The sequence below is a fragment of the Streptomyces viridosporus T7A genome (assembly GCF_008704515.1).
GTDB lineage: Bacteria > Actinomycetota > Actinomycetes > Streptomycetales > Streptomycetaceae > Streptomyces > Streptomyces viridosporus.
In genome coordinates this window covers 1,194,547-1,220,056 of sequence record NZ_CP023700.1, presented here as the reverse complement: position 1 = coordinate 1,220,056, position 25,510 = coordinate 1,194,547, and the positions used below count along the sequence as shown (strand labels likewise).

The window sequence follows — 25,510 nt, the reverse complement described above, 5'->3', positions numbered from 1 at the left end:
AAATCCCTCTGAATTCCGCGACATTCCGCGGCAGGAGTTCCGCATGCCCGCAGATCCCTTGAAATTCGCCTACTGGGTTCCCAATGTCAGCGGTGGCCTGGTCACCAGCCGGATCGAGCAGCGCACCGACTGGGGGTACGACTACAACCGCGAACTCGCCGTCCTGGCCGAGAACAACGGTTTCGACTACGCCCTCACCCAGGTCCGCTACATGGCCGGTTACGGCGCCGAGCAGCAGCACGAGTCGACGAGCTTCAGCCTCGCCCTGCTGCTCGCCACCCGGCGCCTGAAGGTGATCGCCGCCGTCCACCCCGGCCTGTGGCACCCCGGTGTCCTCGCCAAGCTGGGCGCCACCGCGGACCACCTGTCGCACGGCCGCTTCGCGGTCAACGTGGTCAGCGGCTGGTTCAAGGACGAGTTCACCGCCCTGGGCGAACCCTGGCTGGAGCACGACGAACGCTACCGGCGCGCCGAGGAGTTCATCCGCGCCCTGCGCGCGAGCTGGACCGAGGACCGCGCCGAACTCGCCGGTGACTTCTACCGGTTGCGGGGCTTCTCGCTCAAGCCCAAGCCCCTCGGCACCGCCGGGCGTCCGCATCCGGAGATCTTCCAGGGCGGCAACTCCACCGCAGCCCGCGCCATGGCCGGCCGGGTCTCAGACTGGTACTTCTCCAACGGCCGGGACGTCGACGGGGTCGCCGAGCAGATCGCCGACGTCCACGACTCCGCCTCCCGGGCGGGGAGGCGGCCCCCGAAGTTCGGCCTCAACGGCTTCCTCATCGCCCGCGACACCGAGGCCGAGGCCCGGGAGACCCTCCGGGAGATCGTCGCCCGGGCCGACACCGAGGCCGTCGAGGGCTTCGGCGCCGCCGTCCGGCAGGCGGGGAGGTCCACCGCCGACGGCAAGGGCATGTGGCAGGACTCCACCTTCGAGGACCTGGTCCAGTACAACGACGGCTTCCGCACCGGGCTGATCGGCACCCCGGAGCGGATCGCCGAGCGGATCGTCGCCTACAAGCGGCTCGGCGTCGACCTCTTCCTGCTCGGCTTCCTGCACTACCACGAGGAGGTCGAGTACTTCGGCCGCCGCGTCCTGCCCCTGGTGCGCGAGCTGGAGGCCGCCGACCGCACGGGCCCCGCCTCCGTCCCCGCCCACGCCTGACCACCCGTCCCTCGAGATCCGCACACGCGCACGAGAGAGCAGAAGAGAGGCCGACACCCCCATGAGCACCGTCACCCCCACCGACTGGAGCGTCCGCCCCGCCCCGCGCACCGCCGAGGACTGGACCGCCCGCGCCGCGGCGGTCGCCGCCGTCCTGGCCACCGACGCCGCCGCCCGCGACCGCGCCGGAGCCGCCCCGCACGCCGAGGTCCGGCTGCTGAAGAACTCCGGCCTCGTCACCCTGCTGGGCCCCGCCGAGCACGGCGGAGGGGGCCAGAACTGGATCACCGCCCACCACGTCGTCCGGGAGATCGCGAAGGCCGACGGCTCCATCGGCCAGCTCCTCGGCTACCACTACCTGTGGAACTGGGCCGCCCGCCTGGTCGGCACGCGCGAGCAGTGGGAGCACCTCGAGGCCGAGGCCGCCCGCAACCGCTGGTTCTTCGGCGGCGCCGTCAACCCGCGGGACGAGGACGTCGTCGTCACCGAGGACGGCGACGACCTGGTCTTCACCGGCCGCAAGTCCTTCTCCACCGGAAGCAGGGTCTCCGACGTCACCGTCCTGGAAGGCGTCTTCGAGGGCACGGACCGGCACGTCTTCGCCATCGTGCCGTCCGACAGCGAGGGACTGACCTTCCACGACGACTGGGACAACATCGGCCAGCGGCTCACCGAGAGCGGCAGCGTCACCCTCGACGGCGTCCGCACCCCCTGGTCCTCCGCGGCCGGGTACGTCGACAAGGAGTTCCGGCCGCGGGTCTACAACACCCTCAACGTCCCCACCATCCAGCTGGTCTTCGTCAACTTCTACCTCGGCATCGCGGCCGGCGCGCTGGAGACGGCGGCCGCCTACACCCGCACCAAGGCGCGGTCCTGGCTGCACGGCGGCCACGACCGCGCGGTCGACGAGCCCCACGTCATCGACACCTACGGCGACCTCACGGCGAAGCTCTGGGCGGTCGAGGCGCTCGCCGACGCCGTCGCCGTCGAGGGGCAGCGGCTGCACGACGACCCCGACGCGGTCACCGAGCAGGCGCGCGGCGACTTCGAGGTGCGGGTGGCCGCCGTCAAGGCCCGCGCCACGGACGTCGCCCTGGAGGTCACGAGCCGCATCTTCGAGGTCACCGGTGCCCGCTCCACCACGACCGCCGAGGGTCTGGACCGCTTCTGGCGCAACATCCGCACCCACACGCTGCACGACCCGGTCGCCTACAAGCGCCGTGAGGTCGGCCGCTGGGTCCTGGAGGGCGAACTGCCCGAGCCCACCTGGTACTCCTGACCGCCCCCGGGGTGCCCGGCCGCGTCCGGGCACCCCGCCCCGCGAACACCCCGAAGCCCGCACACCCCTCCGAGAACCCGAGAGCCCGAGAGCCCGAGAGCCCGGAAAACCGGAAAAGAGGTCCCATGGCCACCGTCCTGTCCGTCTCCGGCAGTCCCTCCGCCGCCTCCCGCACCAACCGCCTGCTGCGCCATCTGGACCGGCGGCTGATCGCACAGGGCCACGAGGTGATCCCGCTCGACGTGCGCACCCTCCCCGCGGAGGCGCTGCTCGGCGCCGACTTCGGGCACCCGGCCATCGTGGAGGCCGGCGCGCTCTTCGCCCGTGCCGACGGCGTCGTCGTCGGCACCCCCGTCTACAAGGCGTCGTACTCCGGTGTCCTGAAGGCGCTCCTCGACCTGCTGCCGCAGTACGCGCTGACCGGCAAGACGGTGCTGCCGCTGGCCACCGGCGGCACCACCGCCCACGTCCTGGCCATCGACTACGCGCTCCGCCCGGTCCTCAACTCCATGGGCGCGGCCCACGTCGTGCAGGGCTGGTTCACCCTCGACCAGGACATCACCGTGCACGAGGACGGCGCGCTGACCGTCGCCCCGGCCGCCGAGGAGGCCCTCACCCAGGTGGTCGACCAGTTCTCGGCGGCCCTGCTCCCCGTCCCGGCGCTGGCCGCCGCGAGCTGACGGCCGTGACCGCGCACGTGATCGCCGACGACGCCGAGGCCCTCGCCGTCGCCGCCGCCCTGGCCGAGGAGTTCCGCGCGGGCGCCGGTGCCCGGGACGCCGGACGCCGGCTGCCCCGGGAGGAGGTGGCACGGCTCTCCGCGTCCGGTCTGCTCGCCGTCACCGTGCCCGCCGAGCACGGCGGGGCGGACGTGAGCCGGCAGACCCTCGCGGAGATCTTCCGGCTGCTGGCCGCGGCGGACGCCAGCCTGGCCCAGATCCCGCAGAGCCACTTCACCTACGTCCAGGTGATCGAACGCCAGGGGACGGACGCGCAGAAGAAGTTCTTCTTCTCCGAACTGCTCGCCGGGCGCCGGCTCGGCAACGCCCAGTCGGAGGCCGGCACCCGGCACGTCCAGGACATCCGCACCCGCCTGGAACCCCGGCCGGACGGCTCGTACGTCCTGAACGGTGTCAAGCACTACGCCACCGGTGCCCTCTACGCCGACTGGATCCCCGTCCTCGCCCGGGCCGAGGACGACAGGCTGCACGTCGCCTGTGTCCCGCGCGGCGCCCCGGGCCTCACCGTGGTCGACGACTGGGACGGGATGGGCCAGCGGACGACCGCGAGCGGCACCGTCCGCCTGGCGGGCGTCCCGGTCCCCGCCGACCGGGTGTTCCCGCACCACCTCACCTTCGAGGGCCCCCAACTCCACGGGGCCGTGGCCCAGTTGCTGCACGCCGCGATCGACGCCGGCATCGCCCGGGGAGCGCTGTCCGAGGCCGCGGAGTTCGTCCGGACGAAGAGCCGCCCCTGGTTCGAGAGCGGCTTCGCGACGGCCGCGGAGGACCCCCTGCTGGTCCAGCGGTTCGGTGAACTCGAGGTGTGCGTCCGCGCGTCGGAGGCGCTGCTGCGGGAGGCCGCCCGCACCGTGGACGAGGCCCGGGCCCACCTCACCGACGACTCGGCGGCCGGGGCGTCCATCGCGGTGGCCGCCGCGAAGGCGCACGCCGCCGACACCGCCGTGGAGGTCACGAGCGCCCTCTTCGAGGTCGCCGGCACCCGCTCGGCCCTGAACCCGCTCAATCTGCACCGCCACTGGCGCGACGCCCGTACCCACACCCTGCACGACCCGGTCCGCTGGAAGATCCAGCACATCGGCAGGTACGTGCTCGGCGGAATCCGGCCGCCCCGCCACGGCCTGTTGTGACGGCCCGCCCCGAGGACGACCCCGATCGGAGACCCCGCGTGTCCCTGACCTTCCACTGGTTCCTGCCCACCAACGGCGACAGCCGCCACGTCGTCGGCGGCGGTCACGGCGCCCCGGCCTCCCCGGCCGGAGGGGACCGGCCGCCGACCGTCGCCTATCTGAGCCAGATCGCCCGCGCCGCCGAGAACCTCGGCTTCACGGGCGCCCTGACCCCCACCGGCGCCTGGTGCGAGGACGCCTGGCTGACCACCGCGATGGTCTCCCAGGCCAGTGAGCGCCTGAAGTTCCTGGTCGCCTTCCGGCCCGGCCTCGTCTCGCCGACGCTCGCCGCGCAGATGGCGTCCACCTTCCAGCGGCAGACCGGCGGACGGCTCCTGCTGAACGTCGTCACCGGCGGCGAGAGCCACGAGCAGCGGGCCTACGGCGACTTCCTCGACAAGGACGCCCGCTACCGCCGCACCGGCGAATTCCTCGGGGTCGTCAGGGAGTTGTGGGAGGGGAAGACCGTCTCGCTGGACGGCGAGCACCTGAGCGTGCAGGACGCGGCGCTGACCCGCGTGCCCGACCCCGTGCCGCAGGTGTACTTCGGCGGCTCCTCACCCGCCGCCCTGGAGGTGGCCGCCCGGCACGCGGACGTCTACCTCACCTGGGGCGAGCCGCCCGCCCAGGTCGAGGCGAAGATCGTCCGGTTGCGGTCGCTCGCCGTCCGGGAGGGCCGCGGCCTGCGGTTCGGCATCCGGCTGCACGTCATCACCCGCGACACCGCAGAGCAGGCCTGGGCCGAGGCGGACCGGCTGCTCGACGGGTTCGACCCGGAGACCGTGCGCGCCGTGCAGGCCGGTCTCGCCCGCAGCGAGTCCGAGGGGCAGCGGCGCATGCTCGCCCTGCACGGCGGAACCCGGGACGGGCTGGAGATCCACCCCAACCTGTGGGCCGGCATCGGCCTGGTGCGCGGCGGCGCGGGCACCGCCCTGGTCGGCAGCCACGACGACGTCGCCGAACGGATCCGCGAGTACCACGCGCTGGGCGTCGAGGAGTTCGTCCTCTCCGGCCATCCGCACCTGGAGGAGGCGTACTGGTTCGGTGAGGGAGTGCTGCCGCGTCTCGCCGCGCAGGGGCTGTGGTGGCATCCGGCGGGAGTGCGGCGGGAAGTCCCCGCGGTACAGGTGCCGTTCGCGAACTGAGGCCTGTAGCAAGTGACTTGGTGGACAATCCGGGATTACTGGTCGACGGCCTTGACTGGTACAGACCAAAGCGGTTGAGTGTGCTCCACACCCCCCACCACGGCCGCCCCACGCCGTGACCGGTCTCGCCGGCGCGTGCGGGCCGGGCCTTCGCCCAGGCATGTCCCCGCCCGGGAGCGGCCGTGTCCCGCAAAGGAGTTGCCCCCTTGTCGAGACGCCGTATCTCCGCCGTGCTGACCGCCGTCATCCTGGCCGGCAGCGCACCGATCCTGCTGCCCGCGGCCACCGCCTCCGCCGCCTCCTGCTCCAGCTACCCGGCCTGGGTGGCCGGCAAGTCGTACAACGCCGGTGACATCGTGCGCTACACCGACGGCCGGGCGTACATCGCCGAGCACGCCAACCCGGGCTACGACCCGACGATCAGCACCTGGTACTGGGAGCCCTACGCCTGTGACAACGGCCCCGGGACGCCGGTCGGGAACTTCGTGGTGACCGAGGCGCAGTTCAACCAGATGTTCCCGAACCGGAATTCCTTCTACAGCTACAGCGGGCTCACGGCGGCCCTGAGCGCCTACCCCGGTTTCGCCAACACCGGCAGCGACACGGTGAAGAAGCAGGAGGCCGCCGCCTTCCTGGCCAACGTCAGCCACGAGACCGGCGGCCTGGTGCACGTGGTCGAGCAGAACACGGCCAACTACCCGCACTACTGCGACTGGGGGCAGCCGTACGGCTGCCCGGCCGGTCAGGCCGCCTACTACGGGCGCGGTCCGATCCAGCTGAGCTGGAACTTCAACTACAAGGCCGCGGGCGACGCGCTCGGCATCGACCTGCTGAACAACCCTTGGCTGGTGCAGAACGACGCCGCCGTCGCCTGGAAGACGGCCCTGTGGTACTGGAACACCCAGTCCGGCCCCGGCACCATGACCCCGCACAACGCCATGGTCAACCAGGCCGGTTTCGGCCAGACGATCCGCAGCATCAACGGCTCCCTGGAGTGCGACGGCAAGAACCCGGCCCAGGTGCAGAGCAGGGTGAACACGTACCAGCGGTTCGCCCAGATCCTCGGCACGACTCCCGGCGGCAACCTGTACTGCTGACGGGGGACGGCGGGGCATGGTGTCATGCACCTGACCACAATCGGGTCACGGTCCGCGCGCACCCCGTGTGCGCGCGGCCGTCCTTCGGACGAAGGGCATCCACCATGCGCACCCCCCACGTCCTGCTCACCACGGCCGTCGCGCTCGTCGCGGCGGCCGTGGCGCCGGTCCCCGCCGCCGGGGCCGACGAGGCACCGCCGCCGGGCACCTACTACGTCCAGAGCGCGACCACCGGGCTGAACGCCGCCGACAGCGCCGGAGCCGTCGAGCAGCACAGACCCCGCGGCGACGAGGACCACCAGCAGTGGATCCTGCGGGCCGACGGCGCCGGACACCTCCTGGAGAGCACCGACCGCCCCGGCACCTGCCTCGGCCGGGACGGCGACCGGGCCCGGACCGTCGCCTGTACCGGCCCGGACGCCTCCTGGCGGATCGTCCCCGCCGGGGCCGACCGGTTCACCCTCACCGCGCCCGGCACCGACCGCCGCCTCACCGTCGCGCCCAAGCCTCCCGGCGCCAACCATCCCGCCGCCCTCGCCGTCGGCACCGGCGCGGACGACCTCGCCACCTGGTACCTGACCCCGGTCGACCCGGTCACCCGCCCCATGCCGCCCCAGGACCGGCGCACCCTCGACCAGGTCACCTTCCTCACCGCCCACAACGCCTACGCCAACGGGGTCGACGGCGGCTTCGCCCCGCCGTTCGTCGACCTCTTCCCCAACCAGACCCGGGGAATCGAGCGCCAACTCGCCGACGGCGTCCGCGGATTCATGCTGGACATCCATCAGACCCCGGACGGCGCGATCCTCTGCCACAACAGCTGCACGCTGGTCAGCAGGCCCGTCGCCCTGTGGGTCGACCTCCAGCGGATCGTCGACTTCCTCCGCGCCCACCCCGACCAGTTCGTCACGGTCTTCCTGGAGGACTACGTCGACCCGGGCGTCCTGCGCGCCGAACTCGCCCGGGTCCGGGGGCTGTCGGACGTGCTCTACCGGCCGGACCGCACCGGTGTGCGCGAGAACGGCTGGCCGGCCCTGGCCGACCTGACCGCCACCGGGAACCGGCTGCTGGTCTTCACCGACCGCAGCCGGGCCGCCGACCAGGCGGCCGGGCTCACCCGGGACAGCTTCGGCGTGATGTACCAGCGCGAGTGGACCGTCGAGAACCACTGGTCCATGGGTCCGGGCGTCGGCGCGTCCGACTGGTCCTGCCACAGCCGCTGGTACGGCGCCGACACCAACATCCCGCTGACCCGCACCGAGCCCGGCTTCCGCCCGCTGTTCGTCATGAACCACTTCCGGGACACCGCGATCGCCTCCACGGCCGGCACGGACAACTCCAAACTCGCCGACCGCGCCCGCCGGTTCTGCCAGCCGGCCGCCCGCAAGAAGCCCAACTACCTCGCCGTGGACCGCTACGACCTCGGCGACCCGGCGTCCGCCGTCGCCGCCCTCAACACGTACACGTATCCGTAGCGGCCCCCCCACCCGTCCCACCGGCCCCGCCCCGGACCCCGCGCCGTCCGGGGCGGGGCCGACGGAGGCGTGACTGGCGCGTCCGGTAGTTTTACGTATAACCTCTCCGGTCGACCCTCCTTCCGAAAGGCCACGATGAGACGCGTCGCCCTGGTCACCCTCGTCGTCGACGACTACGACGAGGCGATCCGCTTCTTCACCGAGGCCCTGGGCTTCCGGCTCGCCGAGGACACGCCCCGGCCCGACGGCTCCCGCTGGGTCGTCGTCGCACCGGACGACGGGCGCACCGGAACGGGACTGCTGCTCGCCCGCGCCAAGGGGGAGGAGCAGCGCGCCCGGGTCGGCGACCAGACCGGCGGACGCGTGGGCTTCTTCCTGCACACCGACGACTTCGCCCGCGACCACGCCCGGATGGCCGCCGCGGGCGTGGCCTTCCTGGAGGAGCCGCGCCACGAGCCGTACGGCTCGGTCGCCGTCTTCCGGGACCTGTACGGCAACCGCTGGGACCTGCTCCAGCCCGCCGAATGACCCCTTCGCACCCGAGAAACCACCTGCCGAGGAACGCACCGCCCATGACCGCGCCCCGCATCGACACCGACACCCTCCGCCGGCTGCCCAAGGCCGTGCTGCACGACCACCTCGACGGCGCCCTGCGCCCCGCCACCCTGGTGGAGCTCGCGGACGCGGTCGGCCACACCCTGCCCACCACCGACCCCGACGAACTCGCCGCCTGGTACGTCGAGGCCGCCGGCTCCGGCGACCTGGTCCGCTACATAGCCACCTTCGAGCACACCCTCGCCGTCATGCAGCACCGCGAGGGCCTGCTGCGCACCGCCGAGGAGTACGTGCTCGACCTCGCCGCCGACGGCGTCGTCTACGGCGAGGTGCGCTACGCCCCCGAGCTGATGACCAAGGGCGGGCTGACCCTGTCCGAGGTCGTCGAGGCGGTGCAGGAGGGGCTCGCGGCCGGCATGGCCAAGGCGGCGGCCGCGGGCACGCCGGTGCGGGTCGGGACGCTGCTGTGCGGCATGCGGATGTTCGACCGGACGCGGGAGATCGCCGACCTGGTCGTGGCGTTCCGGGACGCCGGTGTCGTCGGCTTCGACATCGCCGGCGCCGAGGACGGCTTCCCCGCCGCCGACCACCTCGACGCGTTCGAGTACCTGCGCCGCGAGAACGTCCCCTTCACCATCCACGCCGGTGAGGCCCACGGCCTGCCCAGCATCCACCAGGCCCTCCAGGTGTGCGGCGCCCAGCGCATCGGGCACGGGGTGCGGATCACCGAGGACATCCCCGACCTCGCGGCCGGCAAGCTCGGCCGGCTGGCCGGGTGGGTGCGCGACCGCAGGATCGCGCTGGAGATGTGCCCCACCTCCAACCTCCAGACCGGCGCCGCGACCTCGATCGCCGAGCACCCCGTCACCGCGCTGAAGGACCTCGGCTTCCGCGTCACCGTCAACACCGACAACCGGCTGGTGTCGGGCACCACCATGACCCGCGAGATGTCCCTGCTGGTGGAGCAGGCCGGCTGGACGGTCGAGGACCTGCGCACCGTCACGGTCAACGCGGTGAAGAGCGCGTTCCTGCCGTTCGACGAGCGCGGTGCCCTGATCCGGGACGTGGTCCTGCCCGGTTACGCGTCCGCGCTCTGAAGTAGTCCCCGTACGTAGGCGGCCTGTCCGACGTGCTGCAGATCGTCGGACAGGACGCTGACCAGCCGCACGCCCAGGCTGACCGGGGGGTCCCAGCGCTCGTCCACGATCCGCTCCAGGTCCTTGGCGGTCAGCGCGCGCAGGGCCCCGAGCGTCTGCTCGTGCACCGCGTCGTGGTAGCCGGTCAGCAGGTCGGCGGAGTCGACCCGTACCTCGGCCACCTGCGCCGGATCGTGCCCGTACCCGGTGTCGCGGCGGGGCAGGCCGAGCCCGAGGCGTTCCTCCCAGCCCCGGGAGAGCCACACCTGGTCGAGGCCGAAGGCGTCCGCGACGTGGTCGTCCTGGATCCGGGTGAGGTGCCAGACCAGCCAGGCGACGGAGTTGGCGCCGGAGGCGGGCCGGAAGCCCAGGTCGTCGGGGTCCAGGCCCTCGACGGCGGCGTGGACCTCTTCGCGGACGCGGCCGAAGCCGTCGATGAGGATGTCCTTGGCGTGCATGGGTCCACCCTCGCGCATCGCCGCCCCTCACGCGCCCCCGTCGTCCAGCAGGGCCATCAGCGCCCGCGCCGCCGGGCTGGTGGCCCGCGGGGCCGGCACCAGGGCGACGGTCTCGTAGGCCGACTCGCCGGTGTCCTTCAGCGGCAGCGCGGTCAGCGCCTCGCGCTTGTGCCGGAAGTGGCGCGGCACCACGGCGACGCCCAGGTTCTCGTCGACCAGGTCGAGCAGGCTGTGCACGTCGTTCACCTCCAGCGCCACCGTGCGCCGCACCCCGGCGGCGGCGAAGGCGGCGTCGGTGGTGCGGCGCGGGCCCCAGTCGGGGTGGAAGTCCACGAAGACCTCGTCGGCCAGGTCGTGCGGGGTCGGCGGCGCCCCGGCCCGCGCGAGCCGGTGGCCGGGGTGGCACAGCACGGTCATCGGCTCGCTGGTGAGCGGCACCGACCGCAGGTGGTCGGAGTCCGCCTCCGTCCGGTAGGCGAAGGCGAGGTCCAGCCGCCCCGCCGCGACCTCCTCCGCGAGCGCGGCCGAACCCCACTGCCGCAGCCGGATCTCCACGTCCGGGTGGCGCCGCCGGAACGCCGCGAGCAGCTCCGCCACGTGCACCCCGGCGATGCACTGCTCGGCGCCCAGCGCGAGGGTGCCGCGCAGCACGCCCTGCACCGCGGCCACCGCCTCGTGCGCCGCCCGCACCTGCGCCAGGATCCGCTCGGCCTCCGCCAGCAGGGCCCGCCCGGCCTCGGTGAGCGTCACCCTGCGGGTCGTCCGGACGAACAACGGGGTCTGCAGTTCGCGCTCCAGGGCGCGGATGGACGCGGACAGACCCGACTGGGAGACCATCAGCCGTTCCGCCGCCCGGGTGAAGTGCTGGTCCTCGGCGACGGCGACGAAGTGCTGGAGATGGCGCAGTTCCATGATTGAGAAGCGTATCCGCTGAATCCCATCGGATTCTTCTGTTGGACCACTGCCCCCGGGTCACGCCAGAGTGGAACGGCGGTTCGACGGAACCGCCGAGACCTGTGCCAACCCCTCTGGAGTCGCGTTGTACACCGCACACCCCGACCGTTACGCGGACATGCCCTACCGGCGCACCGGACGCAGCGGCCTGAAGCTCCCCGCGCTCTCGCTCGGCCTGTGGCACAACTTCGGTCCGGACCGCCCGGCCGAGACCCAGCGCGCCATCCTGCGCCGCGCCTTCGACCTCGGCGTCACCCACTTCGACCTCGCCAACAACTACGGGCCGCCGCCCGGCGCCGCCGAGTCCGCGCTCGGCGAGGCGCTGAAGGCGGACTTCGCGCCGTACCGCGACGAACTGGTGATCTCCACCAAGGCCGGCTACCTCATGTGGCCCGGCCCGTACGGCGAATGGGGCTCCCGCAAGTACCTGCTGTCCTCGCTGGACCGGAGCCTGGAACGCATGGGTCTGGAGTACGTCGACATCTTCTACTCGCACCGCTTCGACCCGGAGACTCCCCTGGAGGAGACGATGGGCGCCCTGCACACGGCGGTCCAGCAGGGCAAGGCGCTCTACGTCGGCGTGTCCAACTACTCCGCGGAGCAGACCCGCGAGGCCGCCCGCATCCTCGGCGAGCTGGGCACCCCGCTGCTGATCCACCAGCCGCGCTACTCGATGCTCGACCGCCGCCCGGAGGACGAGGGCCTCCTGGACGCCCTGGACGAGCTGCAGGTCGGTTCCATCGCCTACTCCCCGCTGGAGCAGGGTCTGCTGACCGCCCGCTACCTCGACGGCATCCCCGAGGACTCCCGGGCGGCGAGCGACAGCCCGTTCCTGAACACCGACGCCCTCACCGAAGAGCTGGTGGGCCGACTGCGCGCGCTGAATGAGATCGCCGCCTCCCGCGGCCAGAGCCTGGCGCAAATGGCGCTGTCCTGGGTGCTGCGCGGCGGCCGGGTGACCTCCGCCCTGGTCGGGGCGAGCAGCCCGCAGCAGCTGGAGGACAGCGTCGCGGCCACCCGCGCCCTCGGCTTCGACGCGGAGGAGCTGGCCCGCATCGACGCCGTCGTCAAGCAGTAGGGACCGCACCGGCGGACCGGCGGCCGCGCGCCCTGCCCTCCCGGGGCGCGGCCGGCCGCCCCGCGGGCCGTGGGACCGCCGACCCCGCGCCCCGTCCGTACGGCCACCGGCCGGCGCAATGTTTCGGCCAGACGCGACCGTGAATATGCCAGGAGACTGGCCGGAAACACATGGTGACAGTGTTTCAGCGGTGAACATACTCGACAACGAGAGCGCTTCACACCGCGCGACGGCGCCCTCACGCACAGCACGCGAGCCACGGACGGGCGGCGAACCCGCCCGGCGGGCGGGCAACGCAGCGGGGGAGGGGAACGTGCACGACGAATTCCTGTGCCACGTCACGGCGTACGGTGTCTGCGACGGCCGGCGCATCGGCGTACCGCTGGGCACCTACCGGGCGCCCACCCTGGCCCTCGCCCTGTGGTGGCTGCGCGACCGTGCCTCCTGGATCGCCGAGCGCCTGGATCCGCAGCCCGACACCGAGCACTTACCGTCGGGCTCGCTCGTCCCCGTCCCCGACGGCGTGCCCGACGTGCCCGCCGCGCTGCGCGCCTGGTGCGGCGACGTCGCCCGGCAGGAGGAAGTGGCCGAGGCGCTGGCCGCCGGACGCCTGGTGCGCGTCGCCACCGGCGACGACACCACCGAGTACGAGCTGCTGGCCGAGTCCGTGGACGCCCTGCGCATGCAGCGCGCCGCCCGCTCACCGGGCGTCCCGGTCGCCTGACCCCCGCCCCCCCGGGGGCACCGCCCCGCCCCCCCACGCCGGGCACCCGAACGGACCCGTCGGTAGAATTCAGGCATGACGGAGCGGCCGGTCGCGCCGGAGCTCGTGCTGGAGACCGAGACCGGCTCCACCCCGATGAATCCGATCCGCGACTACCACGTCGGACGCGACCCGTCGAGCGACATCGTCTTCGACGACGCCCGGGTCTCCTGGCACCATGCGGTGCTCCACCCCGAGGACGGCCACTGGACCGTCGAGGACGAACACAGCGCCAACGGCACCTACGCCGACGGCCGGCGCGTCCGTGTCGGGGAGGTCGGCCCCGGCAGCGTCATCCGCTTCGGCAGTCCCGACGACGGGCCCCGCGCCGTCCTCACCGCCCCCGCGCGCGCCCGGCCGTCGGCGGTCTCCCACCCCGCCCTCACCCACACCTTCCGGCAGCCGACCTCCGTACGGCCGCTGCCCACCCGCACCGTCCGCATCGGCCGGGACCCCGGCAACGACCTGGTCGTCGACGACCTGATGGTCTCCCGGTACCACGCCGAACTGCACGCCCACGCCGACGGCTCCTACGAGATCGTCGACCTCGGCAGCCACAACGGCACCTACCTCAACGGCCTGCAGGTCGACCGGGCCGACATCCGCCCCGGCGACATCGTCGGCGTCGGCCACTCCGACTTCTGCCTGATCGACGACGAACTCCAGCAGTACGTCGACACCGGCGAGGTCTCCCTCGACGTCCAGGACCTCACCGTCACCGTCGACCGGGGCACCAAACGCCTCCTCGACCACGTCTCCTTCCCGGTGGGGGAGAAGTGCCTGCTCGCGGTCGTCGGCCCGAGCGGCTCCGGCAAGTCCACCCTGATGAACGCGCTCACCGGCCAGCGCCCCGCCGACCACGGCACCGTCCTCTACGACGGCCGCGACCTCTACCACGACTACGCAGAGCTGCGCCAGCGCATCGGCCTCGTCCCCCAGGACGACATCCTGCACACCCAGCTGACCGTGCACGCCGCCCTGTCCTACGCCGCCGAGCTGCGGTTCCCGCAGGACACCGCCAAGGCCGAACGGCGGGCCCGGGTCGACGAGGTGATCCGCGAACTCGGCCTCGAGGAGCGGACCCGCCAGCACGTGCACAGCCTCTCCGGCGGACAGCGCAAACGGGTCAGCGTCGCGCTGGAACTGCTGACCAAGCCGTCGCTGCTCTTCCTCGATGAGCCGACCTCGGGCCTCGACCCCGGCATGGACCGCTCGGTGATGTACATGCTGCGCGGCCTCGCCGACGACGGCCGGACCGTCATCGTCGTCACCCACAGCGTGCTCAGCCTGGACGTCTGCGACCGCCTCCTCGTCCTCGCCCCCGGCGGCAGGACCGCCTACTACGGCCCGCCCGGCGACGCCCTCGCCTTCTTCGGCTTCGAGCACTGGCCGGAGGCCTTCGAGGCGTTCGAACAGCAGAAGGACCGGGACTGGGCGGGGCAGTACCGCGACTCGCCCTTCCACCGGCGGTACGTCGTCGGGGCCGCCGTCCAGCCCCAGCGGCCCCGCGAGGCGCCGGTCGACGTGGGGCTCCCGCCCAAGCCCCGCGGCTGGGGCGCCCAGCTGCGCACCCTGGTCCGCCGCTACACCGCCGCGCTCGCCGTGGACCGCACCTTCCTCGCCATCATGATCGCGCTGCCGTTCGTGATGGGCGCCATGGCGCGGGCCCTCGCGGGCAGTGAACTGACCCGCAGGTCCTCGCTGAACGCCCTGCTCATCCTGTGCGTCGGCGCGGTCCTCACCGGCGCGGCCAACGCGGTGCGCGAACTCGTCAAGGAACGGGTGATCTACCAGCGCGAACGGGCCGTGGGCCTGTCCAGATCGGCGTACCTGATGTCCAAGGTGGTCGTGCTCGGCACGGTCACCGTGCTCCAGGCCGTGGTGCTGACCCTCGTCGCGCTGCTCGGCGTGGACCTGAACGTACCTGGCGGTGAAGGCGTGTTGATGCCGCCCCTTGTCGAGATCACCGTCGCCGTCGCGCTGCTCGCCTTCAACGCGATGATGCTCGGGCTGCTGGTCTCCGCGGTGGTGCGCAAGGAGGAGGTGACGATGCCGCTGCTGGTGCTGCTCGCCATCGTCCAGGTCGTCTTCTGCGGTGCCCTGCTGCCGCTGGAGAACGTGCTGGTGCTGGAGCAGCTGGCCTGGCTGGTGCCCGCCCGCTGGGGGTTCGCCGCGATGGCGTCCACCATCGACCTGCCCGCGTTCGCGCCCGGCGACCACGACCCGCTCTTCGCGCACACGGCGGACGTGTGGCTGCTCGCCGTCGGCATGCTGCTCGCCCTGTCGCTGCTCTTCGGTCTGCTGGTGTCCCGTCTGCTGCGGCGCCACGAGCCGGCCGTGATGCGGAAGTGAAGCAGGGGCCGCCGAGCCCCTGCTTCCGGCCCCTGCACGTCGTCCCCGCCCCCGTCCTCGACGGGGGCGGGACGGGCTTCGGGCGGGGGCGGACGGCTTCCTCCGTCTCCGTCACGAGTGGCTTCCTCCAGCTCCGTCACGGGCGGCGGGAGCACGGCCGGTGTCCGGTCCGCGGGAGCGCACCCGGTCGGCGGTCGTCAGCGGCCGGTCCTGCCCCGCCGGCGCACCTCCCGCTCCAGCAGCGCCCCCACGAACCCCGTGACCAGGCCCCACAGCAGGGCCAGGCCCAGGGCGCTCCACAGCCGGGGTCTCAGCAGCACCTGCCCGGAGAACCCTTCGCCCAGATCGCCGATGCCGAGCACGGACAGGCCGAGCCGCGCGTCGATCCGGGCCATGAGGCAGATCGTCAGGACCGCGAGCGCCAGGGCCACCGCCAGGTGCACCGCGTGCTGCCAGGGCCGGATCCGGGCCGGGGACAGCGCCGCCATGACGAAGGCCGTGGCCAGCAGCAGGACCGCGTCGACCACCACCAGCCACCACACCCGGCCGTCGTGCTCGGCGAGGGTGCCCAGGTTCAGCGCGGTGACGTCCGGTGTGCGCAGCACCTCGTCCAGCACGTGCGGCATGGGCAGCCCGAAGGGCCCCTCCACCCTGCCGTCCCAGGTGGCGCCGAGCCCGATCGTCAGCGCGGGCCAGGCCACGTTGGGCAGTCCGAGCAGGATCACGGCGAACGTCTCGGCCGGGTGGCCGCGCGTGGCGGCGACGGCCAGCGCGACGGCGAGGCCGATCACGACGTAGGCGAGCAGCAACTGCACCGTCGCGTGCGCCGCTGGCCGCACCGACGTCTGCAGCCGCAGCAGCCGGCCCGGCAACGGGGCACCGCGCGCCACCAGCAGGGCCAGCACCAGCACCCCGGCCAGCCAGACCAGGCCGATGAGGACGGCCGGCGGGACGTCGGTGGAGAAACCCACCTCGGGCGTGATGCCGAACAGGTCACCGAGATCGCCCAGCGGCCCGTCCCCGAGGGAGATCTCGAACGTGTGCCGTGCGGCGAGCGCCAGCGCGAGCAGCGCGAGCAGCCACAGGGCGGCGATCCTCGCGGCCCACCCGGCCAGCTCGGACGCCCCGGCGACCGCCCGGTGCCGCAGCGGGCGCAGGAAACCCCAGCCGATGACCAGCGCCCCGGTGAGGGTGACGGACAGCGGGAGGACGGTCAGGCCGCCCTCCGTGCCGGCCAGCACGCCGATGTCCCCGGAGAGCTTCACGGTGCCTCCGACGGACATGATCATGATCGCCGCGACCACCGGGGGGAAGGAGCCGTCCGGCAGGTCCGCGGCGCCGGCCGCCCACAGCCCGAGCGCGGCCACCGCCCCCATGGCGACCAGTCCGCCGAGCACCGTGACGAAGGCCTGCGCCCAGCCGTGCCGGGCGACCGCCCGGTCGGAGAGGGTGGGTGAACTCACGGTGTCACGCTAAGCAGGGGCGGCGGGCGCCGCCCGCCGGGAGGTCCGTCCGCGTCGGCCTGCGGGCGGCGCCGGACCGGAGCGCACGACGAACCCACGGGGGACGGACGGCGCGCGGCGTCCGCGCCCGGCGCGATGTGCGAGGGCCGGGGGACCGGCGGGAGGCGTCAAGCACCCCCTAGAGGTGGTGCGCACGGCCGCTCCGTACCACCAGGGCGTGGTCGCCGAGCCCCAGCAGACGGTCGCCCGGCACCTCGCCGAACGTCGTGAGGACCGCCTCGATCCGGCCGTCGGCCGGGTCGAACGCCGCGTCGAGCACGGTGCCGCGCTCCTCACCGCACTCGGTGAGGACCCTGCTCCCCAGCAGGTCGTGGTGCGGCGGCGCCCCGGACGGCCCGCCGTCCGGCGGGCGCACGACCAGCCCGTCCGGGCCGGCGGCTTCCACGGCGCCCAGGGCGAGCACGATCTCCCCGCGCAGCCGTCCGCGCCGCACCCGGACGTGCGTGACCGTCCGCGACGCGGCGTCGACCGTCAGCGCCCGCACGGTCCCCAGGCGGTCCGCGCCGCCCGGAGTCAGGACGGGCAGCCCGTGCACCCGGGAGAACAGCATCACGGCAGTACACCCCTCCCGCGGTCGTGGCGGGCGCCGGCGCGGGCCGTGAAGCCGGGCAGGTCGTCGGTGACGTAGGCGGTCGCGTGCGCGGGGACCACCAGCGTCCGGCCGGAGGCGCTCAGCGCCTCGCCCCGCGGCACGTACACCCGGTGCCGGCGGTGCCGGGAGCCGTGCACCAGTTCCCGGTGCGCGGCGAGCCGGAAGGCGACGAGGCGGCCGCTGGTGCCGCCCTCGACGAGGACGTCGAGCACCGTGCCGACCGTGTCGCCCGCGTCGGTCACCACCTGCGCCCCGAGCAGCCGCCCGCGCAGGGCGTCCCGGCGCGCCACCGACAACGGCACGTCGATCAGCGCCTCCCGCCCGCGGACCATGACCGCGTGGTGGCCCAGGCAGTGCACCGCCGGCCAGGGCAGGTCCTGCGGCACCGGTCCCGACAGCAGGGTCCGGCCGGTGAGGGTGAAGCCCGTGATCCGGGTGGCCGAGGCGTCGAACACGGTGTCCTTGACGTGGGCGACGACATCGCCGCCCAGCGTCACCACGGGCAGGGTCGTCAGACCCCTCACCGCCATCAGCTCGTTCATGGCTCGCCCTTCCCGCCGGGCCGGCGTCCACCCGTGCCGGACCCGGCGGGGCCCGGGTTCCCCGCCCCGTGGAGGCGAACACCGATCGGGGGGACTGCACTGCCGGACTCGGGGTACCAGGACTGGTGCAGAACATTCGGCCGACCCGGCTTCCCAGAGAGAAACGCATGACCTACCACCTGGACGGGGCAGTGATACCGACTGGTTTCGATGTACCCGTGGAACCGCTGCGGCGGGCGGCGCACTTCACCGGCGAGCCGGGATGCATCGCCGAGGCGCGGGCCTTCGCCGCGGTCTTCCTGGAACAGCTGAGGACCGAGTGGTGCGCCACGATCGACGAGCGGACCGACGGTGCGGCCCTGCTGGTGGTGAGCGAGCTGGTCACCAACGCCGACCGGTACAGCAACGGGCCGTACATCCTGGAGCTGGAGGGAACGGACACCTCGCTCACGGTGGCGGTCTACGACAGCAGCGCCACACTGCCCCGGGTCTTCCCCCGTGACCCCCAGCGCGTCGGCCGGCACGGTCTGGAGATCGTGCGGGCACTGGCCCGGGACATCAGCGTGGAGCGGGTCCCGGTCGGCAAGCGCGTGCGCGCGGTCCTCAGTCTCGACGGCGGCTGAGGGCCGCGGGGCCACCTCTCCTCCGCACGGGGCCCCTCCGCACAGGCCGACGGCGCGCGGACGCGGCCGCCTCCCCGTGCGTGCGGCGGGGGAAGGCGGCCGCGTCCGCGCGCCGTCGGTCAGGCGCAGCCGAGCTCGCCCAGCATGCCCTCGCGCAGCCGGGCGATGATCCGCTTGATCAGACGGGACACGTGCATCTGCGAGCAGCCCAGACGCTCGCCGATCTCCGCCTGGGTGGCCTCCTCCACGAACCGCATGTGGATGATCTGCCGGTCGCGTTCGCTGAGCTCGGCCATGAGCGGGGCGAGCGCGTGGAAGTCCTCGACGAGCCGCAGCCCCTCCTCCTCCACGCCGATGAAGTCGGCGAGGACGGCCTCCCCGTTCTCCGGGCCGTCACCGGTGAGGGCGGCGTCCAGCGACGAGGAGTTGTACCCGTTCGCGGCGATCTGCCCCTCGATGACCTGGTCCTCGGTGATGTTCATCAGCGTGGCGAGCTCGGCGACGGTGGGCTCCCGGTCCAGCCGGCTGGCGAGTTCCTCGCGGGCCTTGGCCAGCTCGACCCGCAGCTCCTGGAGCCGGCGCGGCACGTGCACGGCCCAGGTCGTGTCGCGGAAGAAGCGCTTGATCTCGCCGACGATGTACGGCAGCGCGAAGGAGGTGAACTCGACCTCGCGCGACAGTTCGAACCGGTCGATGGCCTTGATCAGGCCGATCATGCCGGTCTGCACGATGTCGTCCATGTCGTCGCCGCGACCGCGGAAGCGCCCGGCGGCGAACCGCACCAGGGACATGTTCATCTCGATGAGGGTGTTGCGCGCGTACTGGTACTCGTGCGTGCCCTCCTCCAGCTCCGCCAGGCGGCGGAAGAACTGACGGGACAGCTCCCGGGCGTCGCGCGGAGCTACGGTTCGCGGGTTCGCCACTCCGGGCAGGCTTCCGTCCCCGGTCCCGGCCTCGGTGTGCTCATCGACGACCTGCGCCTGCGACCGGATCACGGCGGTCTTCATTACCTCTCCCCACGGACGTCACGGCTGACATGCATGTGCCTGGGCCCTCTCGGGCTTGCGGGTACCCGGGTCGGGCGAACCCATTCCTCCGATGTTCCGAACGGTTTCCGGGACCCGGCGACCGGTGCCGGGGCCGCCGGGCCGGAGGCCGCTCGTCACTCGTACGTCCGAGGGTACGGGGGAGGAGACCGCGGGGCGCCCCGGGCCGTGTCCGGACACGCCGTGCGGGGCTCCTTCACTCAGGGCGGAATGCCGCTCCCTTCCCCCGGGGACCGGGATTCCTAACCTGAAGAGGTGACCCGACAAGCGCCGAACCACGCCCGTACCGTTCCCCTGCGTCCGGTGACCGTGCGCCCGACGACCGCGCGCCCGGGGCCCGTGCGCCCCGCCGCCGCAGCGCCGCCGGGCCCGGCCCCCGCGCCGTCCGCTCCCGCGCCGTCCGCTCCCGCGCCGTCCGCTCCCGGGGAGCCGTTGTGGCGCGACCTCGTGGGCGACGTGCTGCGCGGGGAGCGGCTCGCCCAGGAGCGGACCCTGAAGGACGTCGCCGAAGCGGCCCGGATCTCGGTGCCGTACCTGTCGGAGGTGGAGCGGGGCCGCAAGGAGGCCTCCTCGGAGGTCCTCGCGGCCGCCGCCCGGGCCCTCGGACTCGGCCTCGGCGACCTGCTCGCGCGGGCCCACGGAGAACTCGTCCGCGTCACCGGCCGCCGCCCCGGCGCGGTCCGTGGCAGGTCCGGCTCCTCGTACGACGGGCTGTGCCTGGCGGCCTGACGCGCCGCGCGGCCCGGCGCCTCACCCCCGTGCGAGGCGCCGGGTCAGCACCTCGTCGGCCAGGCCGTACGCCACGGCCTCCTGCGCCGTGAACACCTTGTCGCGGTCCATGTCCGTCCGCAGCGTCGCCACGTCGTGGTGCGTGTGCCGGGACAGCACCTCCTCCACCTGGGAGCGGATCCGCACCATCTCCTGGGCCCGGAGCGACAGGTCGGAGACCGTGCCCCGCGCGCCGCCGGTGGCCGGCTGGCCCAGCAGCACCCGCGCGTGCTCCAGCACGAACCGCCGCCCCGGATCCCCGCCGGCCAGCAGCACGGCCGCCGTGGACGCCGCCTGCCCGATGCAGAAGGTCGAGACCGGCGCCTGCACGAAGGTCATCGTGTCGTAGATCGCCATGAGCGAGGTGACCGAGCCGCCGGGGGAGTTGAGGTAGATCGCGATCTCGCTCTCCGGGGCCGCCGACTCCAGGTGGAGGAGCTGCGCGATGACCACATTGGCGACCCCGTCGTCGATCTCCGTTCCGAGGAAGACGATCCGCTCGGACAGCAGACGGCTGAAGACGTCGTAGGACCGCTCGCCCTGCGCGGTGCGCTCGACGACGTTCGGAATCGTGTACGTCCCCCTCACTGCAGCCCCATCCTGCGCCGGGTCGCGGCCGGGCGGACGTCGGCGAGCGACTCCACCACCCGGTCCACCATTCCGTACTCCCTGGCCTCCTCGGCCGTGAACCAGCGGTCCCGGTCGCCGTCCCGGGAGACGGTCTCCGGGGACTGCCCGGTGTGCTCGGCGGTGATCCGTTCGATGGTCCGCTTGGTGAACTCCAGGTTCTCCGCCTGGATCTCGATGTCGGCGGTGGTGCCGCCGATCCCCGCCGACGGCTGGTGCATCATGATCCGCGCGTTCGGCAGGGCGTACCGCTTGCCGGCCGTGCCCACGCTCAGCAGGAACTGGCCCATGCTGGCCGCGAATCCCATGGCGAGCGTCGAGACGTCGTTCGGGATCAGCCGCATCGTGTCGTAGATCGCCAGACCCGCGTGCACGGAGCCGCCGGGACTGTTGACGTACAGGCTGATGTCGGTGCGCGGGTCCTCCGCGGACAGGATCAGCAACTGCGCGCACACCCGGTTCGCGGACACCTCGTCGACCTGGGTGCCCAGCAGCACGATCCGCTGGGCCAGCAACCGGTCGGCGAGGAGGTCGTCGAACCGGGTCGGCGGGGTGTCGCCCTCCTCGGCCCGGGGCAGCGGGACCGGCCGTGGGCCGGCGGTGAGTGGAGACATGGGACGCTCCTGGTGGTCGCTCGTCGGACACGCGGCCGGTGCGGCCGCGTGCCTCCACTCTCGACCGGCGGCGGGGGACCGCGGGCCTTTCTCTGCCCGTGGCAGATTCGCCGCGGGCAGAGCGCCCGTCCGGCCTGCCTCCTCCCCGACTCCCGGAAGAGCGCCCGCACTTCGCCCACCAGCAGGTCCGGCTCCTCCACCGCGAAGCGCCCGCTCCGCTCGGGCTCCGTCCGGCGCACGGGGTTCCGTGCGCTCCGCCCCGTGCCGCGGCGGGAGTCGCGACTCGGCCGGGAACAGGGCGAGCGCCGTCGGCACGGCCGACGACTCGGCGGGCCGCGCGGCGCGGCACGGGGCGGCGCCTTCGAACTGCTCCGCGGCCCGCCGATGAGTTCTCCGGCGCGAACGGGTCGGCACTGACGACCGCGTTCCACACCCAGGAGGTACTCATGACCACCGGCGGATTCACCACGTGTCTCTGGTTCGACGGCCGGGCCGAGGAGGCCGCGAACTTCTACGTCTCCCTCTTCGAGGACTCGGGCATCGGCCGGATCCTCCGGCACACCGAGGCCGGTCCCGGCCCCGCGGGCACCGTCCTGACCGTGGAGTTCACGGCTAACGGCCAGAAGTTCGTCGCGCTGAACGGCGGGCCCGAGTTCACGTTCAACGAGGCGGTCTCCTTCCAGATCGACTGTGCCGACCAGGCCGAGGTCGACCACTACTGGGACAGGCTCGTCGAGGGCGGCGGCGAGCACGGCCCGTGCGGCTGGCTCAAGGACCGGTTCGGCGTCTCCTGGCAGGTCACCCCGGCACGGCTCATCGAGATGATCAACGACCCGGACACGGAGAAGGCGGGCCGCGCGATGAAGGCCATGATGTCGATGGGCAAGCTCGACATCGCGGAGCTGGAGAAGGCGTACGCGGGCGAGTGACGGCCGGGGCGGGGCAGGGCCCCCGTCCCGCCCCGGCCGGCGCACGGCCGGCCCCGCCCCTATCCCCGTTCGGCCAGGATCTCCTTGATCACATGGCGTGAGTTCGCCGCGAGCGGCGGGTTGGTGTCCCAGTAGTACGGCAGCGCGATGAGCGCGATCGACAGCGCCCAGCCCCGCCCGCGTGCCCACTGGGCCTCGTCGGCGCCCACCGCCGCGCGGAAGGCGCCGCGCGCCTCGGCGGGCAGCAGGTTCCAGGCGACGATCAGGTCCACCGCGGGGTCGCCCACCCCCACGCTGCCGAAGTCGATCACCGCCGTCAGCCGTCCGCCGCCGACCAGCACGTTCCCCGGCGACAGATCACCGTGCGCCCACACCGGCGCACCGGCGTGCTCCGGGGCCCCCAGCGCCTCCTCCCACAGCGCGGTCACCGCGTCGGTGTCGACCCGCCCCGCCAGCCGCGCGATCGCCTCGCGCGTCGGAGCGTCCCGGTGCGCCAGGGGCACGCCCCGGTGGCACGGAGGCCCGTCCGTCGCGTCGACGCCGCGCAGCGCGGTGACGAACGCCGCCAGGTCCCGGGCGAGCGACACGGGGTCGTCGAGCGCCCCCGCGACCGGGTTGGCGCCCTCCAGCCAGCGGTACACCGACCAGGGCCACGGGAAGCCCTCACCGGGCCCGCCCCGCCCGAGCGGTTCGGGCGCGGCGAACGGCAGGAGCGGGCCGAGACGGGGCAGCCACCGCTGCTCGTGCGCCACGCCCTCCACGGCACCGGGATGACGGGGGAGCCGCACCACCAGGTCCGGGCCGAGACGGAACATGGCGTTCTCGGTCCCCGACGACCGCAGCCGCTCCACCGGCAGCCCGGCCCACCGGGGGAACCGGCCGGCGACCAGCCGGCCGACCAGCGCGGCGTCGACGTCCACCTCGTCGGGATGCATCCTCACGGCACACATGCCGCCCATCCCAGCAACGGACGCACGCCGTGTCGAACGGATTTCACCCCGCCGGCCGGCCCGTGCGGACGTGCTCCCCGATCACGCGCGTGATCTCCCGTGCCATGCGCAGGATCCCGGGGGAGCGGACCGGGCAGGGCTTCGGTTCGGACGTGGTGGGCGCCAGGCAGAAGTGCAGGTAGTCGTCGTCCCGGTGCAGGGCCGTACGGCCGTGGCCGGGCTGGGTGCAGTAGTCGGGGTGGGCCCGCTCGTGGGCGTCGCACGGAAGGTACTGCGTCCAGGAGTACCGCGCTCCCGCCGGACTCACCGTCCGTCCCGCGTCCGCGACGAGGTCGCCGGAGGCGGCGGCCCGCTCCTCGTAGAGCGCGTTGACCCGGCGGACCCGGTCGGGGGTGATCGGGTCGGGTCCCTGCAGCACCCAGACGATCCGGGGCCGCCGGGACCCCCCGGCAGCGGCGATCTGCTCGGTGAGCCGTCGCGCGTCGGCCGCGTACCGCTCGAAGTACCTCTCCCGCGAGGTGCCGTGCGCGATCCCGTCCATGCACGGCGTGTAGTCCCAGGCGTTGCCCCAGAACTGCAGCACCACGTAGTCCGGCTTCGACGAGCGCACCAGCGCCGCCGCCTTGTCCGGGGCCGGCACGAGGGACCGCTCGGCGGACCCCTCCAGGTAGTCGCAGAGGGTGGTGCCCGAGTAGGGCGCGCTCGTGTAGCGGGCGCGCAGCTCCGTGCGCAGTTGCCCGCCGAGGACCTCCTGGCTCTCCATCGCCAGCGAGTCCCCGAGGTACAGCACCACCGGCGGTTTGCCGGGCGCGGCACTCGGGGAGGCGACGGGCCGCTGGTGCGTGGTGGCCGACGCCTTCGGCGGGGCCGGCGGCGGCTCGGCCCCCGGTCCGGACGACGGGTCCGTGCACGCGCCGAGCAGCACGCCGGACAGCACCACTCCCGCGATCCACGCTCTGCGCATACGACGACTCCCGCCCCGGCCTGTGAAACGGCTCCCCAGGCAAGCACGACCGGGGCCGGCCGGGAAGACGCGCTTCAGACGGATCGTGTCCCTTCCCGCCGCACGGGCCCCGGCCCGGACCGTGCGGGGCCGCTCGGCGCGCGGGCGGGGCGGTGGTGGCCGGCGGGGAGGACCGACCCCTGCTCCGGAAAGCACCCTCGTCGTGGCCGTGCGGCCGCCCCGGCCGGACGGGCACCCCGTCCGGCCATGGCATGATCGGGCGCATGCGTGAACGTGTTGTGGCCGCGTGCGACGGGGCTTGCAAGGGAAATCCCGGGCCCGCCGGCTGGGCCTGGGTGGTGGCCGACGCCTCCGAGACCCCGGTCCACTGGGAGGCGGGGGCGCTCGGCAGGGCCACCAACAACGTCGCCGAACTCACGGCGCTGGAGCGGCTGCTGGCGTCGACCGACCCGGCCGTGCCGCTCGAGGTCCGGATGGACTCGCAGTACGCCATGAAGGCCGTCACCACCTGGCTGCCCGGCTGGAAGCGCAACGGCTGGCGCACGGCGGCCGGCAAGCCGGTCGCCAACCAGGAACTCGTCGTCCGCATCGACGCCCTCCTGCAGGACCGCTCGGTGGAGTTCCGCTACGTCCCGGCCCACCAGGTCGACGGCGACCGGCTCAACGACTTCGCCGACCGCGCCGCTAGCCAGGCGGCCACCACCCAGCAGAACGCCGGCAGCGAACTGGGCTCGCCCGAACCGCCGCCGTCCCCGGACACCCCGCGCACCGGTGCCGCGAAGCGCGGGTCCGGTGCGGCCAAGGCGTCCCGGCCGCGCGGCGGCTCGTCGTCCCGCACCATCAAGGCGAAGTTCCCCGGCCGCTGCCCGTGCGGCCGCTCCTACGCCGCCGGCGAACCCATCGCCAAGAACGACAAGGGCTGGGGCCACCCCGAGTGCCGGACCGCCGTGAGCGCCTGACCGGGCGTCG

The 25,510-nt window shown here is 73.4% G+C and carries 26 protein-coding genes; 16 read left to right on the top strand and 10 right to left on the bottom strand.

All coding sequences use genetic code 11. The features are described from left to right. Window positions 1–43 precede the first annotated feature (43 nt). From sfnG to CP969_RS05720, 9 genes are all read left to right on the top strand, one after another. The gene (sfnG, locus tag CP969_RS05760; protein ID WP_004991838.1) at window positions 44–1,162 is read left to right on the top strand and encodes a dimethylsulfone monooxygenase SfnG; all 1,119 of its coding nucleotides are present in this window, start codon (window positions 44–46) and stop codon (window positions 1,160–1,162) included. Window positions 1,163–1,223: 61 nt separating this feature from the next. Further along, window positions 1,224–2,441: an acyl-CoA dehydrogenase family protein gene (locus CP969_RS05755; RefSeq protein WP_016827517.1), complete on the top strand. Its 1,218-nt coding sequence runs from the start codon at window positions 1,224–1,226 to the stop codon at window positions 2,439–2,441. 125 nt (window positions 2,442–2,566) lie between these two features. Continuing rightward, window positions 2,567–3,121, top strand: coding sequence for an NADPH-dependent FMN reductase (gene ssuE, locus CP969_RS05750; protein WP_016827518.1), 555 nt, complete (start codon window positions 2,567–2,569; stop codon window positions 3,119–3,121). Between the two features lie 5 nt (window positions 3,122–3,126). Continuing rightward, window positions 3,127–4,311: an SfnB family sulfur acquisition oxidoreductase gene (locus CP969_RS05745; protein ID WP_016827519.1), complete on the top strand. Its 1,185-nt coding sequence runs from the start codon at window positions 3,127–3,129 to the stop codon at window positions 4,309–4,311. 38 nt (window positions 4,312–4,349) lie between these two features. Further along, on the top strand, window positions 4,350–5,495 hold the full coding sequence (locus tag CP969_RS05740) for an LLM class flavin-dependent oxidoreductase (RefSeq protein WP_016827520.1): 1,146 nt from the start codon (window positions 4,350–4,352) through the stop codon (window positions 5,493–5,495). 206 nt (window positions 5,496–5,701) lie between these two features. Next, window positions 5,702–6,592 carry a glycoside hydrolase family 19 protein gene (locus tag CP969_RS05735; RefSeq protein WP_026085390.1) on the top strand — a complete coding sequence of 297 codons (891 nt, stop codon included), beginning with the start codon at window positions 5,702–5,704 and terminating at the stop codon, window positions 6,590–6,592. A 104-nt stretch (window positions 6,593–6,696) separates the two neighbouring features. Then, window positions 6,697–8,067, top strand: a complete 1,371-nt coding sequence (locus CP969_RS05730; RefSeq protein ID WP_016827522.1) for a phosphoinositide-specific phospholipase C-related protein — start codon at window positions 6,697–6,699, stop codon at window positions 8,065–8,067. 135 nt (window positions 8,068–8,202) lie between these two features. Continuing rightward, window positions 8,203–8,595 carry a VOC family protein gene (locus CP969_RS05725; protein WP_004991851.1) on the top strand — a complete coding sequence of 131 codons (393 nt, stop codon included), beginning with the start codon at window positions 8,203–8,205 and terminating at the stop codon, window positions 8,593–8,595. A 44-nt stretch (window positions 8,596–8,639) separates the two neighbouring features. Next, on the top strand, window positions 8,640–9,719 hold the full coding sequence (locus CP969_RS05720) for an adenosine deaminase (RefSeq protein ID WP_016827523.1): 1,080 nt from the start codon (window positions 8,640–8,642) through the stop codon (window positions 9,717–9,719). Here CP969_RS05720 and CP969_RS05715 read toward each other — a convergent pair. Further along, a complete protein-coding gene (locus CP969_RS05715; RefSeq protein ID WP_004991853.1) occupies window positions 9,701–10,216 on the bottom strand; it encodes a mycothiol transferase in 516 nt (171 codons plus the stop codon). The genes CP969_RS05720 and CP969_RS05715 overlap by 19 nt on opposite strands. 27 nt (window positions 10,217–10,243) lie before the next feature. Next, window positions 10,244–11,128: a LysR family transcriptional regulator gene (locus tag CP969_RS05710; RefSeq protein ID WP_004991854.1), complete on the bottom strand. Its 885-nt coding sequence runs from the start codon at window positions 11,126–11,128 to the stop codon at window positions 10,244–10,246. A gap of 127 nt (window positions 11,129–11,255) precedes the next feature. Here CP969_RS05710 and mgrA point away from each other — a divergent pair, with 127 nt between their 5' ends. The 3 genes from mgrA to CP969_RS05695 all read left to right on the top strand — a co-directional run bounded on the left by mgrA (window position 11,256) and on the right by CP969_RS05695 (window position 15,363). Beyond that, a complete protein-coding gene (gene mgrA, locus CP969_RS05705) occupies window positions 11,256–12,248 on the top strand; it encodes an L-glyceraldehyde 3-phosphate reductase (RefSeq protein WP_016827524.1) in 993 nt (330 codons plus the stop codon). A gap of 313 nt (window positions 12,249–12,561) precedes the next feature. After that, a complete protein-coding gene (locus tag CP969_RS05700; RefSeq protein ID WP_004991856.1) occupies window positions 12,562–12,972 on the top strand; it encodes a hypothetical protein in 411 nt (136 codons plus the stop codon). A 75-nt stretch (window positions 12,973–13,047) separates the two neighbouring features. Beyond that, window positions 13,048–15,363, top strand: coding sequence for an ABC transporter ATP-binding protein/permease (locus CP969_RS05695; RefSeq protein WP_004991858.1), 2,316 nt, complete (start codon window positions 13,048–13,050; stop codon window positions 15,361–15,363). 197 nt (window positions 15,364–15,560) lie between these two features. Here the strand turns inward: CP969_RS05695 and CP969_RS05690 are convergent, their stop codons facing one another. The 3 genes from CP969_RS05690 to CP969_RS05680 form a co-directional block, all read right to left on the bottom strand. After that, a complete protein-coding gene (locus CP969_RS05690) occupies window positions 15,561–16,826 on the bottom strand; it encodes a streptophobe family protein (RefSeq protein WP_016827525.1) in 1,266 nt (421 codons plus the stop codon). 178 nt (window positions 16,827–17,004) lie between these two features. Continuing rightward, a complete protein-coding gene (locus tag CP969_RS05685) occupies window positions 17,005–17,439 on the bottom strand; it encodes a PRC-barrel domain-containing protein (protein WP_016827526.1) in 435 nt (144 codons plus the stop codon). Beyond that, window positions 17,436–18,020, bottom strand: a complete 585-nt coding sequence (locus CP969_RS05680; protein WP_016827527.1) for a PRC-barrel domain-containing protein — start codon at window positions 18,018–18,020, stop codon at window positions 17,436–17,438. The genes CP969_RS05685 and CP969_RS05680 overlap by 4 nt, the downstream gene beginning before the upstream one ends. 167 nt (window positions 18,021–18,187) lie before the next feature. Here CP969_RS05680 and CP969_RS05675 point away from each other — a divergent pair, with 167 nt between their 5' ends. Beyond that, on the top strand, window positions 18,188–18,643 hold the full coding sequence (locus CP969_RS05675) for an ATP-binding protein (RefSeq protein WP_026085391.1): 456 nt from the start codon (window positions 18,188–18,190) through the stop codon (window positions 18,641–18,643). Between the two features lie 119 nt (window positions 18,644–18,762). Here the strand turns inward: CP969_RS05675 and CP969_RS05670 are convergent, their stop codons facing one another. After that, window positions 18,763–19,650 (bottom strand): RNA polymerase sigma factor SigF, encoded by an 888-nt coding sequence (locus CP969_RS05670; RefSeq protein ID WP_004991870.1) that lies wholly within the window; start codon window positions 19,648–19,650, stop codon window positions 18,763–18,765. A gap of 294 nt (window positions 19,651–19,944) precedes the next feature. Here CP969_RS05670 and CP969_RS34420 point away from each other — a divergent pair, with 294 nt between their 5' ends. Continuing rightward, window positions 19,945–20,418, top strand: coding sequence for a helix-turn-helix domain-containing protein (locus CP969_RS34420; protein WP_026085392.1), 474 nt, complete (start codon window positions 19,945–19,947; stop codon window positions 20,416–20,418). Window positions 20,419–20,439: 21 nt separating this feature from the next. On the opposite strand, the gene CP969_RS05660 is transcribed toward CP969_RS34420, so the two are convergent. Continuing rightward, window positions 20,440–21,045, bottom strand: coding sequence for a ClpP family protease (locus CP969_RS05660; protein ID WP_016827530.1), 606 nt, complete (start codon window positions 21,043–21,045; stop codon window positions 20,440–20,442). Beyond that, entirely contained in the window at window positions 21,042–21,698 is a 657-nt protein-coding gene (locus CP969_RS05655; RefSeq protein WP_004991875.1) for an ATP-dependent Clp protease proteolytic subunit, read from the bottom strand. Before CP969_RS05655 ends, CP969_RS05660 begins: the two co-directional genes overlap by 4 nt. A 446-nt stretch (window positions 21,699–22,144) precedes the next feature. Between CP969_RS05655 and CP969_RS05650 the strand changes: the two genes are divergently transcribed. Then, a complete protein-coding gene (locus CP969_RS05650) occupies window positions 22,145–22,627 on the top strand; it encodes a VOC family protein (RefSeq protein ID WP_004991876.1) in 483 nt (160 codons plus the stop codon). A 59-nt stretch (window positions 22,628–22,686) separates the two neighbouring features. Here CP969_RS05650 and CP969_RS05645 read toward each other — a convergent pair whose 3' ends face one another. Both CP969_RS05645 and CP969_RS05640 read right to left on the bottom strand, forming a co-directional pair. Beyond that, window positions 22,687–23,577 (bottom strand): aminoglycoside phosphotransferase family protein, encoded by an 891-nt coding sequence (locus tag CP969_RS05645; RefSeq protein WP_026085393.1) that lies wholly within the window; start codon window positions 23,575–23,577, stop codon window positions 22,687–22,689. Window positions 23,578–23,620: 43 nt separating this feature from the next. Further along, window positions 23,621–24,541, bottom strand: coding sequence for an SGNH/GDSL hydrolase family protein (locus CP969_RS05640; protein ID WP_004991878.1), 921 nt, complete (start codon window positions 24,539–24,541; stop codon window positions 23,621–23,623). A 251-nt stretch (window positions 24,542–24,792) separates the two neighbouring features. Here CP969_RS05640 and CP969_RS05635 point away from each other — a divergent pair, with 251 nt between their 5' ends. After that, window positions 24,793–25,500, top strand: coding sequence for a ribonuclease H family protein (locus CP969_RS05635; protein WP_004991881.1), 708 nt, complete (start codon window positions 24,793–24,795; stop codon window positions 25,498–25,500). The last annotated feature ends 10 nt before the right edge of the window (window positions 25,501–25,510 follow it).